Annotated in this window: 13 protein-coding genes; 4 read left to right on the top strand and 9 right to left on the bottom strand. The window is 70.2% G+C overall.

Annotation, left to right across the window (positions count from 1 at the left end; all coding sequences use genetic code 11):
• Positions 1-2 precede the first annotated feature (2 nt).
• Positions 3-770: an intradiol ring-cleavage dioxygenase gene (locus Saso_RS02095; RefSeq protein ID WP_189917398.1), complete on the bottom strand. Its 768-nt coding sequence runs from the start codon at positions 768-770 to the stop codon at positions 3-5.
• Positions 771-1,039: 269 nt separating this feature from the next.
• On the opposite strand from Saso_RS02095, the gene Saso_RS02090 reads away from it, so the two are divergent.
• On the top strand, positions 1,040-2,056 hold the full coding sequence (locus tag Saso_RS02090) for an arabinan endo-1,5-alpha-L-arabinosidase (protein ID WP_189917396.1): 1,017 nt from the start codon (positions 1,040-1,042) through the stop codon (positions 2,054-2,056).
• 63 nt (positions 2,057-2,119) lie between these two features.
• On the opposite strand, the gene Saso_RS02085 is transcribed toward Saso_RS02090, so the two are convergent.
• From Saso_RS02085 to Saso_RS02050, 8 genes are all read right to left on the bottom strand, one after another.
• Complete coding sequence (locus tag Saso_RS02085; protein ID WP_189917394.1) at positions 2,120-3,862, bottom strand: pyridoxal phosphate-dependent aminotransferase; 1,743 nt, start codon at positions 3,860-3,862, stop codon at positions 2,120-2,122.
• Positions 3,863-4,042: 180 nt separating this feature from the next.
• Positions 4,043-5,179: an aldose epimerase family protein gene (locus Saso_RS02080; protein ID WP_372442396.1), complete on the bottom strand. Its 1,137-nt coding sequence runs from the start codon at positions 5,177-5,179 to the stop codon at positions 4,043-4,045.
• Between the two features lie 35 nt (positions 5,180-5,214).
• Entirely contained in the window at positions 5,215-6,462 is a 1,248-nt protein-coding gene (gene mmsB / locus Saso_RS02075) for a multiple monosaccharide ABC transporter permease (RefSeq protein WP_189917391.1), read from the bottom strand.
• Entirely contained in the window at positions 6,459-8,009 is a 1,551-nt protein-coding gene (gene mmsA / locus Saso_RS02070; protein ID WP_189917389.1) for a multiple monosaccharide ABC transporter ATP-binding protein, read from the bottom strand. Before mmsA ends, mmsB begins: the two co-directional genes overlap by 4 nt.
• Positions 8,010-8,041: 32 nt before the next feature.
• Positions 8,042-9,148 carry a multiple monosaccharide ABC transporter substrate-binding protein gene (chvE, locus tag Saso_RS02065; protein ID WP_189917387.1) on the bottom strand — a complete coding sequence of 369 codons (1,107 nt, stop codon included), beginning with the start codon at positions 9,146-9,148 and terminating at the stop codon, positions 8,042-8,044.
• Between the two features lie 142 nt (positions 9,149-9,290).
• Complete coding sequence (locus Saso_RS02060) at positions 9,291-10,262, bottom strand: hypothetical protein (RefSeq protein ID WP_189917385.1); 972 nt, start codon at positions 10,260-10,262, stop codon at positions 9,291-9,293.
• A 119-nt stretch (positions 10,263-10,381) separates the two neighbouring features.
• A complete protein-coding gene (locus tag Saso_RS02055) occupies positions 10,382-11,386 on the bottom strand; it encodes a zinc-dependent alcohol dehydrogenase (protein ID WP_189917383.1) in 1,005 nt (334 codons plus the stop codon).
• Positions 11,383-12,543: a mandelate racemase/muconate lactonizing enzyme family protein gene (locus Saso_RS02050; RefSeq protein ID WP_189917381.1), complete on the bottom strand. Its 1,161-nt coding sequence runs from the start codon at positions 12,541-12,543 to the stop codon at positions 11,383-11,385. The genes Saso_RS02055 and Saso_RS02050 overlap by 4 nt, the downstream gene beginning before the upstream one ends.
• 256 nt (positions 12,544-12,799) lie before the next feature.
• On the opposite strand from Saso_RS02050, the gene Saso_RS02045 reads away from it, so the two are divergent.
• The 3 genes from Saso_RS02045 (at position 12,800) to Saso_RS02035 (ending at position 16,445) form a co-directional block, all read left to right on the top strand.
• Positions 12,800-13,768, top strand: a complete 969-nt coding sequence (locus Saso_RS02045) for an SCO2400 family protein (protein ID WP_189917378.1) — start codon at positions 12,800-12,802, stop codon at positions 13,766-13,768.
• Between the two features lie 490 nt (positions 13,769-14,258).
• A complete protein-coding gene (locus Saso_RS02040; protein WP_189917376.1) occupies positions 14,259-15,305 on the top strand; it encodes a LacI family DNA-binding transcriptional regulator in 1,047 nt (348 codons plus the stop codon).
• A gap of 132 nt (positions 15,306-15,437) precedes the next feature.
• Positions 15,438-16,445: an ABC transporter substrate-binding protein gene (locus Saso_RS02035; RefSeq protein WP_189917374.1), complete on the top strand. Its 1,008-nt coding sequence runs from the start codon at positions 15,438-15,440 to the stop codon at positions 16,443-16,445.
• The last annotated feature ends 74 nt before the right edge of the window (positions 16,446-16,519 follow it).

The following is a 16,519-nucleotide window of genomic DNA, read 5'->3' as shown; positions in this document are numbered from 1 at the left end:
GGTCAGCGCTCGACGCCGAGGGTCAGCGTTCCGGTGTAGCCGGCGGAGGTCGTGCTGCCCAGCGCCGTCAGGGTGAGCAGGCCGGAGGCGGCGCCCCCGTCGTCGTAGATGGAGTCCTGGGCGAGGGTGGTGCGGGGGACCGCGTTGGTCGAGTACGGGGAGACTTTCGCGACGGCCGTCGTGATGGTCTCGTTGATGAAGAGCTGGCCGGTGTGCAGTTCCTGGCCGCCGGTGAAGGAGCCGTTCGAGGTCAGCGTGACGTTGGTGTGCACCTTGACGTGGATGTGGATGCACCGGCCCCGGTACCAGCCGGGGTAGACGGTGGTGATGTTGGCGACACCGCTGGCGTTGGTGAGGACACCGCCGCGCAGGAAGGTGCCGTCGTCCGGTTCGCTGTGGCCGTTGTTGCCGACGAAGCCGGAGTACTCGCCGAGGGCGTCGCAGTGCCAGATCTCCACGAGCGCGTTGGAGAGGGGCACGCAGGTGTCGTCGTCGACGACGGTGAGCGTCAGCTTGAGCGGGACGCCCGCCTTGCCCTCGGTGACGTCGGCGCGGACGTACTGTCCGTCGAGGTAGTAGGGCCCTTCGGTCATTTCCTTCGTGAGGGTGCAGACGGCCGCGGCGGCGACGGGAGCGGCGTCGGCCGTGTCGGTCGTGGGGGCCTCGGGCGTGGCAGCGGCGCCTACGGCCAGGGCCGCTGCGGTCGCGCCGGAGGCGACGAGTACGGTACGGCGCGCGACGGAAGGGCGCGCATCTGAGGTGTCTGTCATGGGCACGACACCGTAGGAACGGTTCCTGTCGGCACACTGTCAGTTCGGCAAAGTGGCACTCCGTCAAGGTGCTTGCCAGGCAAATGCCGGGCCTGCGGGCCGGTGCCGCGGGCCGCACCCCCGTCGGCGCGGGGTGTTTTCGAAGACTTTCGGGTGGGTGCGCGGGTCATTGACGCGCAAGGGGTTCGATCCTACGGTCCCGTCCGACGACGCGACTGCCGTTCGGAATCACGAACGGGCGGCTGAACCCCCACCGAAGGAGCGTCCGCATGAGCCGCACCCCACCCGTCCCCCGCACCCCACCCGTCCCCCGCACGCCCCGCCGGTCCCGCGGGGCCGCCCTGCTCTCGATCCCGGCGGCGGTCCTGCTCGCCCTGGTCCCCTCCACCGCCTCCGCGTATCCCGACCCCGGCAGGGTCACCGGCGCCACGGTCGTGCACGACCCGACGATGATCCGCACGCCGGCCGGCCGCTACCTCCTCTACGCCACCGGCGGCGGTCTCTCCTACCGCACCTCCACCGACCGCGTCGCGTTCGGCGCGGGCGCGGACGCCTTCTCCACCCGGCCGGCCTGGTGGTCCGCCTACGGCGCCACGGAGGCCTGGGCGCCCGACATCTCGTACCAGGGCGGCAAGTACCTGATGTACTACGCCGTCTCCACCTTCGGGTCCAACAAGTCCGCCATAGGACTGGCCGGTTCGAGCACCGGCCTGCCCGGCTCCTGGACCGACTACGGCACCGTCTACACCTCGTCCACGTCCAGCGACTACAACGCCATCGACCCGAACCTCTTCGTGGACGGCGACGGCAAGTGGTGGCTGTCGTTCGGGAGTTGGTGGACGGGGATCAAGATGATCCGGCTCGACCCGTCGACCGGCAAACAGCTCGCCTCCGACACCGCCCGGCGCTCGCTCGCCGCCCGCCCCACCGGGACCAAGGCCGTCGAGGCGCCCTACGTGGTCAGGCACGGCAGCTACTACTACCTCTTCGCCTCCTACGACACCTGCTGTGCGGGCACCGGCTCCACCTACAAGGTCAAGGTCGGCCGGGCGGCCTCCGTCACCGGGCCGTACTACGACAGGAGCGGTGTCGCCCTGACGAACAACGGCGGCACCCCGGTGCTGGAGTCGCACGGCAGCGTCATCGGGCCCGGCGGGCAGTCGATCCTGCACGACACCGACGGGGACCTGATCGTCTACCACTACTACGACGGCAACGACAACGGCACCCCCAAGCTGGGGATCAACCTCCTGGACTGGAGCAGCGGCTGGCCGGTCGCCCACTGATCCCGCGCCGACGCCCCGGACGGTCGGCGGCCGTCCGGGGCGTCACGCCGTGCGTGGCGGGTGTCAGCCCGCCTGGCCCATTCCCGCGGCGTTCGGCCAGCTCTGGGCGTTCGGCCAGCCCGTCGCGGCGGCGGGGGACAGGCCGTTGGTGCCCCTGACCTGGGCGGCCGTGAGACCACCGCGGGCCGGGACACCGGGCGGTGTCGGGCCCATCGGCGGGGCGGGTGCGGGGGCCGGTGCGGGTGCGGGGGCCATGGCGGGTGCCATCGCGGCCGGGGACATGGCGGCCGGGGACATCGCCGCCGGGGACATGGGGGGTGCCATCGCGGCCGGGGCCATCGCGGCCGCCGGAGCCATCGGCGGGGCGGGCGCGGGCGCGGGCGCGGGCGCGGGGGCAGGGGCCGGGACGGGGGCCATCGCCGGCGCCGGGACCGACTGGGGGAAGACCTGGGCCGCGGCCGGGAGCGGCATCCCGGCGCCGTCGGACGGGGTGGCCTGCGCCGGTGCCGCCGACTGCACCGCCATCGGGACAGGAGCCGGGGCGGCCGCGACCGGACCCGGCATCGCCATGCCCATGGCCTGAGCGGCGAGGCCGTGCATGCCCGACCCGTTGGTGACCAGGCGGTCCACGGCCGCCGTGCCCGAGCTGTAGCCGGCGCCGGCGCTCAGCTCGGGCACCGCGGCTCCCCTCCTGGTCCCGTAGAGCACCTGTTCCAGGCCGGACACCAGGCGACGGACGTCCACCTGGGGGCGCACCACGAGTCTCAGGAAGCGGCTGGACGAACCGATCTTGTTGCCGCACTCGCGGACCAGGATGCGGTGCTCGTTGAGCAGCCGGTCGCGGACCACGGTGCCCTCGGCGCCGACGGGAAGGCGCACGAAGAGGAAGTTCCCCTGCGAGGGGTAGACGGTCAGCCCGGGCAGCGCGCTGAGCTGGCTCGCCATGTCGAGACGGTCCCGGCGCACCTGCATCAGGCTCTGCGCGTACTCGGGGCCGTGCTCCTTCAGCATGAAGACCACGTACTCGGCGAAGGCGTTGAGGTTCCACTTCGGCAGCATCGAGCGGACCCGGCCGGCCAGCGAGGGGTTGGCGACCATGTAGCCGAAACGGATGCCGTGCAGACCGAAGTTCTTGCCGAGGCTGCGCAGCACGATGACGTTCGGCCGGATCATCGCCTCCTGCACGACGCTCGGTTCCTGCTCCGCGTCCGCGAACTCCAGGAACGACTCGTCGATGACGATCAGGTCCAGGTCGGCCATCGCGTCCATGAACTGCACGAGCGCGTGCTTGTGCAGGAAGCCGCCGTCGGGGTTGTTCGGGTTGCAGATGACGGCGACCTTGGTGCCCCGGGTGCGGATGAACTCGGCGTACTGCGCCAGGTCCAGGGCGAAGCCGCTGGACTCCTGGAGCGGGAACATGTCGACCCGCTTGCCGGTCTCCATGGGCTGGTCGGTCCAGCGGCCGAAGGTGGGAACGGGGACGGCGAGGGACTCACGGACCAGCAGATGGTCGATCCAGGTGATCAGTTCGGTCGATCCGTTGCCCATCGCCACTGCCTGCGGCGGCAGTTGGAGCAGGTTGCACAGCTCGGCCGTGATCGTGTCGGCGCCGCTCGGGTAGTACGTGATGATGTCCCGCAGCCGCGCGGCCATGGTGTCCATCATGGCGGGCGTGGGGAAGTAGGGGTTGCAGGGTATGCAGAAGTCCACCGGGCCGACCCCCTCGCCGCCCTCCCGTGTCAGCGCCGCCATCGACGGGCTGTGCGCCGCGGTGTTGCGGAACAACGAGGAGACGTTGTCGGCCATGGAACCTCCGTATGGGGCGGGCCCGGCGGGGACGACCGGGCCCGTCGTCATGGGTGGCCCGCGCGGGGGAGCGCGGGCCGCTCTTACATACGAAGGTCGGAGGACGGCTGTTCAACCGCTGAGGAATCGGTAAGAAACTGTGGTCCTGCTGTGAAGAAGGCCCGCCGGCCGCGCAGGCGGTCAGGTGCCGAACGAGTGGACCGTCGTCGACCGGTACGTCCGCCCCGGTCGCAGCAGCGTCGGGGGGAACTCGGGGCGGTTCGGCGAGTCGGGGAAGTGCTGGGTCTCCAGGCACAGGGCGTCGCCCTGGCGGTAGGCGCGGCCGGACCGGCCGGTGAGGGTGCCGTCGAGGAAGTTGCCGGAGTAGAACTGGAGCCCCGGCTGGTCGGTGGCGATCTCCAGGCTGCGGCCGGAGACCGGGTCGCGCAGCGTGGCCACGGGTTCCGGCCCGGCGGTGACGCCCTTGTCGAGGACCCAGTTGTGGTCGTAGCCCTGGGCCCGGGTCTGCTGGAGGTGACCGGCCCGCAGGCCCTGGCCGATCCTCGTGGCGCGCCGGAAGTCGAAGGGTGTGCCGGCGACCGGGGCGAGTTCGCCGGTGGGGATCAGGTCCGGGCCGACGGGTGTGTAGCGCGACGCGGCGATCGTCAGCTCGTGGTCGTCGACCGGGCCGGTGCCCTCGCCCGCGAGGTTCCAGTAGACGTGGCTGGTGAGATTGACGACCGTGGGCCGGTCGGTGACGGCCTCGTAGTCGATGCGCCAGTCCCCGTGCCGGGTGAGGGTGTACGTGACCTGCACCTCCAGCGTGCCCGGGTACCCCATCTCCCCGTCGGGGCTCGTGCGGGACAGGCGCAGGCCGGTGTCGGGGCCCTCGGTGAACGGCTCGACCTCCCACACCCGCCGGTCGAAGCCGGCGGCGCCGCCGTGCAGGCTGTTCCCGCCGTCGTTGACGTCGACCTGGTGGGCGACGCCGTCGAGGGTGAACCGGCCTCCGGCGATGCGGTTGCCGTAGCGGCCGATCAGCGCGCCGAAGTACGGCGTCTTCGTGATGTAGTCGTCCAGCTCGTCGAAGCCGAGGCAGACGTCGGCGTACCGGCCCCGCCGGTCCGGGATCTCCAGGGACCGCACGATCGCGCCCCAGGAGAGGACCTCCATCCGGGTGCCGCCGTTCTCCAGCGCCCAGCTGTGGATCTCGGTGCCGTCGGCGAGCTTGCCGAAGAGCGTCTTCACCGCGCCCCGCCTTTCTTGTCCGGCCTTCGGTCCGCTGCTCCGGGCCTCCGGTGGCGCACTCCCCGGCTCCGGGTGGCGCACCGGAAACAGAGCGGGCCCCGCCTTCCGGCGGGGCCCGCTCCGTCTCAGGAACCTGACTTGCGCTTGTTCCACACGTCGAACCCGACCGCGATCAGCAGGGCGAGGCCCTTGATGACCTGCTGCCAGTCGGTGCCGACGCTCAGCAGGTTCATGCCGTTGTTCAGCACACCGAGGACGAGACCACCGATGATGGCGCCGAGCACGGTGCCGACACCGCCGCTCATGGACGCGCCGCCGATGAACGACGAGGCGATCGCCTCCAGTTCGAAGCTGAGGCCCGCCTTCGGCGAGGCCGCGTTCAGCCGGGCCGCGACCACCAGACCCGCCAGGGCCGCGAGCGCGCCCATGTTCAGGAAGACGAGGAAGGTGACCTTCTTGTCCTTCACGCCGGACAGCTTCGCCGCCGGCAGGTTGCCGCCGATGGCGTAGATGTGACGGCCGAAGACGGCGTTGCGCATGATGTAGCCGTAGCCGACGACCAGCGCGCCGAGGATGATCAGGATGATCGGCGCGCCCTTGTAGCTGGCGAGGAGCATCGTGACCGTGAGCACCGCGGCGGCGATGGCGACGAGCTTGAGCAGGAAGAGGTTCGTCGGCACCACGTCGAGCGAGAACTCCTGCTGACGCTTGCGGTCGCGGACCTCCTGGAGGACGACGAACGCGAGCAGGGCGAAGCCCAGCAGCAGCGTGATGTTGTGGTAGTTCGTGTGCGGGCCGACCTCCGGCAGGAAGCCGTTGCCCATCTTCTGGAGACCGTCGGGGAACGGGCCGAGGGTCTGGCCCTCCAGGAGGATCTCCGTCAGACCGCGGAAGAGCAGCATGCCCGCGAGGGTGACGATGAAGGAGGGTATGCCGAGATAGGCGATCAGGAAGCCCTGTACCGCGCCGGCCACCGCGCCCACGACCAGGCACAGCACCAGCGCGACGGGCCACGCCACGTCGTGCTGCACCGTGAGGACGGCCGCGAAGGCGCCCGTGAACGCCGTCACCGAACCGACCGACAGGTCGATGTGACCCGCGATGATCACCAGCATCATGCCGATCGCGAGGATCAGGATGTAGCTGTTCTGAAGGACCAGGTTGGAGACGTTGCGGGGGAGCAGCAGGTCACCGCCGGTCCACACCTGGAACAGGACCACGAGCAGGCCGAGCGCGATCAGCATGCCGTACTGGCGCATGTTGCGCCGCAGTCCGTCCAGCACCAGGCGCAGCAGCCCGCCGCCGGTGGCAGAGCCCCCGCTCTTCCCGGGCGGTGCCGCCGCCGGGCTCTTGTCGGTCACGTCCGTGCTCATCGCGATACCTCTTTGTCCTTCGTCATCTGACGCATCAGCACTTCCTGCGTGGCCTCGGCCCGCGGGAACTCGCCCGTGAGCCGTCCGGCGGCCATCGTGTAGATGCGGTCGCACATGCCGAGCAGTTCGGGCAGTTCGGAGGAGATGAAGACGACCGCCTTGCCCTGGGCGGCCAGCTGGTCGATGACCGTGTAGATCTCGAACTTGGCGCCGACGTCGATACCGCGCGTGGGCTCGTCCAGGATCAGCACGTCGGGACCCGCGAAGATCCACTTGCTGAGGACGACCTTCTGCTGGTTGCCGCCGGACAGCTTGCCCACGGGCTCGAAGACGGTGGGCGCCTTGATGTTCATGGACTTGCGGTAGCCCTCGGAGACCTGCCGCTCCTCGTGCTCGTCGACCACACCCCGCTTGGCGACCTTGGCGAGGGCCGTCAGCGAGATGTTGCGGTTGATCGTGTCGATGAGGTTGAGGCCGTAGTGCTTGCGGTCCTCGGTGACGTAGGCGATCCCGTGCCCGATGGCCTCGGCGACCGTCTTCGTGCGGATCTCCTTGCCGTCCTTGAGGACCGTGCCGCCCGCGTGCCGGCCGTAGCTGCGCCCGAAGACGCTCATGGCCAGTTCGGTGCGGCCCGCGCCCATGAGGCCCGCGATGCCGACGATCTCCCCGCGGCGCACCTGGATCGACACGTCGTCGACCACCTTGCGCTGCTGGTCGATCGGGTGGTGCACCGTCCAGTCGCGGATCTCCAGGGCCGGGGCCGCGCCCTCCTGCGCCTCGTGCGGGGTGCGCTCGGGGAAGCGGTGGTCGAGGTCGCGCCCGACCATGCCGCTGATGATCCGGTCCTCGGTCGTCTCCGCGGCCTTCACGTCGAGCGTCTCGATGGAGTGCCCGTCGCGGATGATCGTCACCGAGTCCGCGACCTTGCGGATCTCGTTGAGCTTGTGGGAGATGATGATCGAGGTGATGCCCTGCTTCTTCAACTCCAGGATCAGATCCAGGAGTTTGCCGCTGTCCTCGTCGTTCAGGGCCGCCGTCGGCTCATCCAGGATGAGCAGCTTCACCTTCTTCGACAGTGCCTTCGCGATCTCCACGAGCTGCTGCTTGCCCACGCCGATGTCGGCGACGCGGGTCTCCGGGTGGTCGTCGAGACCGACCCGGCGCAGCAGTTCCGTCGCGTGCCGCAGGGTCTCCCGCCAGTCGATGAACCCGCCCTTGGCGTGTTCGTTGCCGAGGAAGATGTTCTCCGCGAGGGAGAGGTACGGCGACAGCGCCAGTTCCTGGTGGATGATGACGATGCCGTGCTGCTCGCTCGCCCGGATGTCCTTGAACTGGACGACCTCTTCCTCGAAGAGGATGTCGCCGCCGTAGGTTCCGTGCGGATGGACGCCGGAGAGCACCTTCATCAAGGTGGACTTCCCGGCGCCGTTCTCACCGCAGATGGCATGGACCTCGCCCTGACGGACAGTCAGCGTGACGTCCGACAGCGCTTTTACGCCGGGAAAGGTCTTGACGATCGAGCGCATTTCCAGGACGGGTCCCGCCATGGTCGTGCCTTCCAATCCGTGTGGGTCGACGCTTACTTGAGCTGGTCAGCCGTGTAGTAGCCGCCCTGGACCAGTTCCTTCTCGTAGTTCGTCTTGTCGACGCTCACCGGCTGGAGCAGGTAGGCGGGGACGACCTTGGTGCCGTTGTCGTACGACTTGGTGTCGTTGATCTCGGGCTTCTTGCCGTTCAGGGTGGCGTCGACCATGTCCGTGGCGACCTGGGCGAGCTTGCGCAGGTCCTTGTAGACGGTCATCGACTGCTGGCCGGCGATGATCGACTTCACGGAGGCCAGCTCGGCGTCCTGGCCGCTGATGACCGGCAGGGGCTTGGCGGCGGAGCCGTAGCCGTCGGACTTCAGCGCGGCGATGATGCCGATGGAGATGCCGTCGTAGGGCGAGAGGACCGCGTCGACCCGGCCGCTCTTGTACGACGAGGTGAGGATGTCCTCCATGCGCTTCTGGGCGGTGGCGCCGTCCCAGCGCAGGGTGGTGACCTGGGTCATCTTGGTCTGGCCGGACTTGACCACGAGCTTCTTGCTGTCGATGTACGGCTGGAGCACGCTCATCGCGCCGTTGAAGAAGTACTTGGTGTTGTTGTCGTCGTTGGAGCCGGCGAACAGCTCGATGTTGAAGGGGCCCTTGCCGGACGCCAGGCCCAGCTTTTCGACGAGGTAGCCGGCCTGGAGCTTGCCGACCTTCTCGTTGTCGAAGGACGCGTAGTAGTCGACGTTCTTCGTGCCGAGGATCAGGCGGTCGTAGGAGATGACCGGGATCTTGGCGTCGGCGGCCTGCTGGAGGACGTTGTTCAGCGACTTGTTGTCGATGGCCGCGATGATCAGGGCCTTGACGCCCTGGGTGATCAGGTTCTCGATCTGCGAGACCTGCTGGTCGGGGTCGTCCTCGCCGAAGACCAGCTTGGTCTTGTAGCCCTTGGCCTTGAGGTCCTTCTCGACGTTGGCACCGTCGGTGATCCAACGCTCGGAGGACTTCGTCGGCATCGCGATGCCGATCGTCCCGCCCTTGGAGTCGCCCGAGTCGTCCTTGCTGCCGCCCTCACCGGACTGCCCGCAGGCGCTCAGGGTCAGGGCGAGGGAAGCGGCTCCGGCTATGGCGGCGAGGGCGGCTCTGCGGTTACGCATGTTCATCATCCTTGATGTGGTGTGCAGGGATCGGTCTCGCGGTGCGAAGGGCGTTCCCGGACGTGGTGCCGGGATGACCGAGAGAAGATGTGTGGGATTCTGCGCGCCTGTGTCGGCTTCTGTGAAGCAAGTTTCCGGAACGTTATGACTGAATGCCGAATCGGTTCAGTTCACCCGGCAGACGCGAGCCCAGGGGGGCCATGTCCCCGTCGGCCCCGTGCCGCGCGAGGAGGTCGAGGGCGAGCCGTCCGCGGCGCACCCGCTCCCGTGCGGTGGAGAGCGTCAGGTCCCGCATGTGGTGGCCGTAGGGGTAGATCCCCGGGGCCTTGGACAGGCCGAACTTCAGATAGAGCGGTGAACCGCGCCGGATCAGCTCGGCCACCTCGTACATCCGGATGTAGCCGCCGAGATCGTCGGGGGCCTCGATGTACATGTCCATGGGAGCGCCCGACACCCGCCGGATCTCCGTGAGGTGATCGAGCGTCAGGTCGCTGGGCACGTTGACGGAGTCGGCGCCGAGCCGCTCGTACACCGCGTACGCGGCCGGGTTGACCGGGCCGATGAGCGCCGACACCTTCAGCGTCGTGTCGGCCGGGATGATGCCGGCCAGCCGGGCCCGGTGCAGCGTCCACAGCACGCCCTCGTCGGCGACGAGCAGGCACTTGACGCCCAGCTCCGTCGCCCGGACCGCGTCCTCGACACATCCGGCCACGGCGTCGTGCCCCCGGGCGCGCAGCCCGCCGCCCTTGGAGTCGGTACGGGTCGAGCCGCCGATGTCCCAGGTGCCGCGCGGCCCCGTGAAGAGGCAGAGCTCGATGTCCCGTTCCCCGGTGGCGTCGACCATCTCGGTGATCTCGGCGTCGGTCAGCATCCACACGCCGCTGCCCTGGCTGATCCGGTGGATCGGCACGTCGAGGCGCGAGGCCTCCTTGAGGATGACGGCCAGCGCTTCGGGGCCCTCGCACGAAGGGACCTCGGTGCGCCAGCGGCCGCCACCCGGGAAGGAGTGGGAGGAGGTGTCGGCGGGGTCGAGCGCGGGCGCGCCCAGTCCGAGCGCGGTGAGCGCCTGCTCAGCGGGTCGACGGGCTGCCGTGGCGGAAGCGTCGGTGGTCACATGCCGTCCTTCGTGTTCGATATGTCGGTCAAGGTTCGCGGCTCAGGTCGTGCGGGGCTGGGTGTACGCCGGTGCGGGGCGGTCAGGTGGCCCCGCACCGGCGTACGGCTTGTCGGGACCTACGGCTTGAGCAGCACCTTGCCCACCTTCGGGTCGCCGGACCCCACCAGCTCGATCGCCTCGGAGAACTCGGCGAGCGGCAGCTCGTGCGTGACCAGCGGCAGCGGGTCCAGCAGTCCGGCGCCGAACACCCGGACGGTGTGCGACCAGGCGTCCGGGGGAGCGCCGAAGACGGTGTGCACCTCCAGCTGCCGTACGACCAGGTCCGTCGGGTCGAGCCCGTCGGCGCCGGCCGCCGGGATCCCCGTCAGCACCAGCCGTCCGCCGCGCCTGAGCAGCGACGCCGCGGTACGCGCGGCGGACGCCGATCCCGCGGTCTCGATGACGACGTCGAAGTCGTCCGGCAGTTCCTCGTCCCGGGTCCGGAAGTCCGAGGCGCCGAACTGCCGGGAGAGGCCCTCCCGGTCCCGGCGCGTCCCGACGACCAGCAGTTCGGCCGGGGAACCCGCCTTGAGGAACTGGACGGCGAACATCCCCAGCGTGCCGGTGCCGACGACGGCCACCTTCTCGCCGGGCAGCGCCCGCCCCTTGATCGCGGCGGCCGCGATGCAGGCGGCGGGTTCGAGCAGGGCCGCCGCCGTGAGGTCGGCGTCGTCCGCCAGGACGTGCAGCAGCCGGGCCGGCAGGGTGAGGGTGGACGCCATGGCCCCCGGCTGGGTGAAGCCGGTCTCCTCGTACCCGTCCGTGCACAGGGTCGTCTCGCCCGCGTGGCAGCGGTCGCAGACCTGGCAGTTGCGGAACCCCTCCCCGACGACCTTGCGGCCGACGAGCGACGAGGGGACCCCGGCGCCGACCGCCTCGACCGTCCCGGACCACTCGTGGCCCGGGGTCAGCGGGTAACGGACGTACCCCTCGGGCCGGTTGCCCTGGTACACCTCGCGGTCGCTGCCGCAGATGCCGGTGGCGTGGACGCGTACCAGCGCCTCGCCGGGCTCCGGGCGCCGCGGCTCGTGCGCGACGAGCCGGTGCTCCCCGGGCGCCTCGACGACGACGGCTGTGCTCACTTGGTGCTGCCCTTCGGCTTGCGCTGCTCCCAGCCCTCGGCCCACAGGTCGAAGCGCGCCTGCTGCTGCGGGAACTCGGCCGCGGCGTCGACATCGAGCTCGACACCCAGACCGGGCTTGTCGGAGAGGTGGAAGTAGCCGTCGATCACCTCGGGCGCGCCCTTGACGACCTTCTTGATCTCCGCGTCGGCGAAGTCGTTGAAGTGCTCGAGGATCTTGAAGTTCGGGGAGGTGAACCCTACCTGGAGCGAGGCCGCGGTGAGGACCGGGCCGCCGACGTTGTGCGGGGCGACGAGCACGTAGTGCGTCTCGGCGGTCGCGGCCAGCTTGCGCGTCTCCCAGATGCCGCCGATGTGACCGACGTCCGGCTGGATGATGTCCACGGCCTGGCTCTCGAAGAGCTCGCGGAACTCGATGCGGTCGTGGATGCGCTCACCCGTGGCGACCGGGATGTCCACCTTGGCGGCGACCTTCTCCAGCGCCTTCAGGTTCTCCGGCGGGCAGGGCTCCTCGAGCCAGGCGGGCTTGAAGGGCGCGAGCTCGTTGGCCAGTCGCACGGCGGTGGCGGGGGAGAAGCGGCCGTGCATCTCCAGCATCAGTTCGGCGTCCGGCCCGATGGCGTCGCGCACCGCCTCGATGAGGGAGACGGCGTAGAGGGTCTGCTGGTGGTCCAGCTCGAAGTGCCCGGTGCCGAAGGGGTCGATCTTGAGCGCCTTGTAGCCGCGCTCCATGACGCCCTGGGCGGCCTTGTGGTACGCCTCCGGGGTGCGCTCGGTGGTGTACCAGCCGTTGGCGTAGGCCTTGACCTTGTCGGTGACCTTGCCGCCGAGGAGCTGCCAGACGGGCACGCCGAGGGCCTTGCCCTTGATGTCCCAGCAGGCCATCTCGACGACGGCGATGCCCGACATCACGATCTCGCCGGCCCGCCCGTAGTCGCCGTACTTCATCCGCTTGACCAGATCCTCGACAGCGAACGGGTCGGAGCCGAGAATGTGGTTGGCCTCCGCCTCCTTCAGATAGCCGATCAGCGCGTCGGTGTGACCCAGCATGCGGGTCTCTCCGACACCCGTGATGCCCTCGTCGGTGTGCACCAGGACGTAGGTCAGGTTGCGCCACGGCGTCCCGACCACGTGCGTGCTGATTCCGGTGATGCGCACGGAAGTTACCCTTCGGCTGTTCGAGATTTCGTCACATGTTCGAAATGCTGGGCAGACAGTAAGGACCGTGCGAGCCGAGTGTCAATGGGTCTTGCAGGTAACGGTTTCGACGGTTTCGGTGCTTCTTTCGAAACTTCGGGTCGCGCGATGTGTGCCAGCTCACTCAAGTTACCGCGCCGGTATGGCCGGTTTCCCACACAACTTTCACAGGCGCGCCCCGGTATGTGACCGTCCGGGAACCTAGTCTTCCCGCGTCATGGACTACTGCCTCCCGTGCCGAAGGCACCTCAACGGCGCCCTCGCCTGCCCGGGGTGCGGCGCACCGGCCCCGCAGCCAGGCGCGTATCCGCCCGCCGCGTACGAGCCCGAACCCGGCCCGCCGCAGCCCCACGCGCCGCAGTCCTACCCACCGGATCTCCCCACGGCCCAGGACGTCCACGGCGGTACCGGTGCGCACGGCGACACCGGTGGTCACGGCGACCATGGCGCCTACGGCGGCCAGGGTGACCGTGATGATCAGGGAGGTCGGGACGACCGCGGCGGTCGCGGTGACCGCGATGGCGACGGCGGATCCGCCGACCCCGACGGTGACGGTGATCCCGAGGGCGACGGGGCCGACGCCGGCGAGGCGCGGGGCGGTCGTGCCGCGCGGCGCCGGGAGCCGGGCCGGGGCGGCCGGCGCGGCCCCAAGGGCGCGGCCGCCGCGCCCGACGCGAGCCGCCGCGACCGCAAGGCCTCGGCGCATCGCCGGCGCCGTAAGCGCGTGGTGCTGATCGGCGTCGGCTTCGCGCTGGCCGCGGCCGGTCTGAGTCTGGCCGAACTCGGCGTGGACGCACCGGGGTTCACGTCTCCCGGCAACCAGTCGGCGGCCGGGGGCGAGTCGGCCGAGGCCGACGGTTCGGCCACGGAGCCCAGCGCGTCCGAGCGGGCTCCGGGCGGCCGGACGGACCCGGCCGACGGCACCGCCTCCCCCTCGGCGAGCGTCTCCGCCTCCGCGTCGGTCTCGGCGTCCCCGACGGGCGCGTCGGCCTCGCCGGGTCCGGACAAGGAGGCCCAGTCGGCCCCCCTGCCGGGTTCCTCCGGGGAGGCCTCCGCGACCACGTCCCCCGAGGATCCGGGCTCCGGCGCGGGCTCCACCCCGACCGCCGACCCCTCGCCGTCCGCGACGGCCCCCGCCCCTTCGCCGTCCCAGACCTGCACGCGCTTCCTGTGGTGGTGCTCGTAGCGCAGACGCGGGCGGCCGGCCGGATGCGCCGGCGAGTGGGCGCCGGCCCGGCTGGACGTCCGTCCAGGGCGGTGTGTCGAACGTCCGTCGATCGCGCATGTCCGGCGCCGTGGACGCGAGTTCGCCGGATCCGGGCCGCGCGGGCCTCCGTGGGGCCGTCGCGGCCGGGTTCCTGCCCCGCACCCTTGTCAGGGCCCTGACCAGGGACGATGTGCCGTCGGGGGAAATCGCGTTATGGAACCGTGACGACCTTCCCGTGCAGCCCTCTTGACCGCCGTGAATTGTTAGCGCTCACAATGACCTCCGCGTTCACCGGTCGGTGACCGCTCCGAAACGGGGGAGGTACGAGAGTCGTGTCCGTTGCGTCCCAACTGGGGCCTTGGGTCCGTGAGTTCGGCGCCCCCGGGACTTCGGGGTGAAGCCGGCGGAGCGGGACCGCCCGCCCGCGTCCGACGACTTACCGGCAGCCGAGCGCCAAGGAGGTGCGGCCGTGACACACATTCAGCTCCGACCGCCCACCATGGCCGACGTGGCCCGCCAGGCCGGCGTCTCGCACCAGACGGTCTCCCGGGTGCTGGGCGACCACCCCAACGTGCGCGACGCGACCCGGGACAGGGTCCTGCGCGCCATCGAGGAGATGGGCTACCGCCGCAACTCCTCCGCACGGGCCCTGGCGACCCGGCGCACCCGGACGCTGGGCGTGGTCGCCTCCGACACGACCCTCTACGGACCGGCCAGCACGTTGTTCGCGCTGGAGGAGGCCGCCCGCGCCGAGGGGTACCTGGTCTCGACGGTCAGTCTGCGCGAACTGACCATGGAGAAGCTCTCGCAGGCGCTGGACCACCTCAGTGACGGCGGGGTGGAGGGGGTCGTCGCCATCGCCCCGCAGCGGTCGGCGGTGGACGCCCTGGCCGAACTGCGCCATCCCTTCCCGGTGGTGGTCGTGGGCGGCGGATCCACCATGGACACTCCCGGTGTCGGTGTGGACCAGCACCTCGGAGCACGGCTGGCGACCGGTCATCTGCTGGCCGCCGGCCACCGCAACGTCTGGCACCTCGCAGGGCCCGAGGACTGGCAGGAGGCGGTCGACCGGACCGCCGGCTGGCGGGCGGCCCTGGAGGCGGCGGGCATCGAACCGCCCCTGCTGCTGCGGGGGGACTGGAGTCCGCTGTCGGGCTACCGCGCGGGCCAGGAACTGGCCGGCTGGGTGGGCCGGGGGCTGACCGCGGTCTTCGTCGCCAACGACCAGATGGCGCTGGGGGTGTTGCGGGCCCTGCGGGAGGCGGGGGTCCGCACCCCGCAGGACGTCGCGGTGGTCGGCTTCGACGACATCCCGGAGGCGGAGTTCTTCGCGCCTCCCCTCACCACCGTGCGGCAGGACTTCTCGGCGGTGGGCAAGCGGGGCATCGCCCTGCTCCTGGAGCAGATCGAGGGCCGCCCGCCCACCGCCTCGTCCCGGACCGCCATCGAGCCCCAACTCGTCGTCCGCGCAAGCACCTTCCCCCACGCCGCTCAGCCGGAGGGCGTGCCCCTCTGACGGACCGGTCGGACGCCCTGACCGGCGTATGACCGAAATTCCGAACAGTGATCGACAGGCTGGACGCAGTGCGGCCGGTCCCCCGAGTACCAGCAGGTCCGTCCCCGGGCCGGCTCTTCAAAGGAGAAGAACATGCTCAGCAGAAGAAACTTCCTCACCGCGGCGGTCGGCGTGGCGGCGGCGGGCGGCCTGGCGGCCTGTGCCAAGGAGGACGACAGCACCGGCGGCGGCTCCTCCGGGGACGGCGGCAAGGCGATCACCCTCGGCTTCTCCCAGGTCGGCTCGGAGAGCGGCTGGCGCAGCGCCAACACCACCTCGGTCAAGGACGCGGCCAAGGCGGCGGGCTACAACCTCAAGTTCTCCGACGCGCAGCAGAAGCAGGAGAACCAGATCTCGGCGATCCGCAGCTACATCACCCAGGGCGTGGACGTCATCGCCTTCTCGCCGGTGGTCGTCACGGGCTGGGACGCGGTGCTGAAGGAGGCCAAGGCCAAGAAGATCCCGGTGGTCCTCACCGACCGCTCCGTCGAGACCTCCGACGACTCCCTGTACGTCACGCTGGTCGGCTCCGACTTCACCGACGAGGGCCGCCGCGCCGCCAAGATCCTCGAGAAGGTCATCGCGAAGGCCGGCCTCAAGGGCCCGGTGAAGATCGCCCAGTTGGAGGGCACCACCGGTGCCGCCCCGGCGATCGAGCGCGCGAAGGGCTTCAAGGAGGTCATGGACGCCGACCACGCGAGCGACTGGAAGGTCGTCGTCAGCCAGACCGGTGACTTCACCCGCGCCGGCGGCAAGCAGGTCATGGCCGCCTTCCTCCAGTCCAACCCGGACATCAACGTCCTCTTCGCCCACAACGACGACATGGCCATCGGCGCCATCCAGTCCATCGAGGCGGCCGGCAAGAAGCCCGGCAAGGACATCCTGATCGTCTCGATCGACGGCGTGAAGGACGGCTTCGTCGCCATGTCCGAGGGCAAGATCAACGCCATCGTCGAGTGCAACCCGCTGCTCGGCCCCCAGCTGATGGACGTCGTGAAGAAGGTCAAGAACGGCGAGTCGGTCGAGCGCTGGATCAAGACCAAGGAGGGCGACTTCATGCAGGACCAGGCCGCGGCCGCGCTCCCGAGCCGCAAGTACTGACCGACCGCACCCACCGGCAGGGAGCCCTCGGCCGGCCGAGCCGTCGGCGCCGGGGCTCCCTGCGGGCCTGAACG

It is taken from the genome of Streptomyces asoensis (assembly GCF_016860545.1).
In the GTDB taxonomy this organism is placed as follows: domain Bacteria; phylum Actinomycetota; class Actinomycetes; order Streptomycetales; family Streptomycetaceae; genus Streptomyces; species Streptomyces asoensis.
The sequence above is the reverse complement of the archived record's forward strand: the minus strand, read 5'-3'. Positions and strand labels throughout refer to the sequence as shown.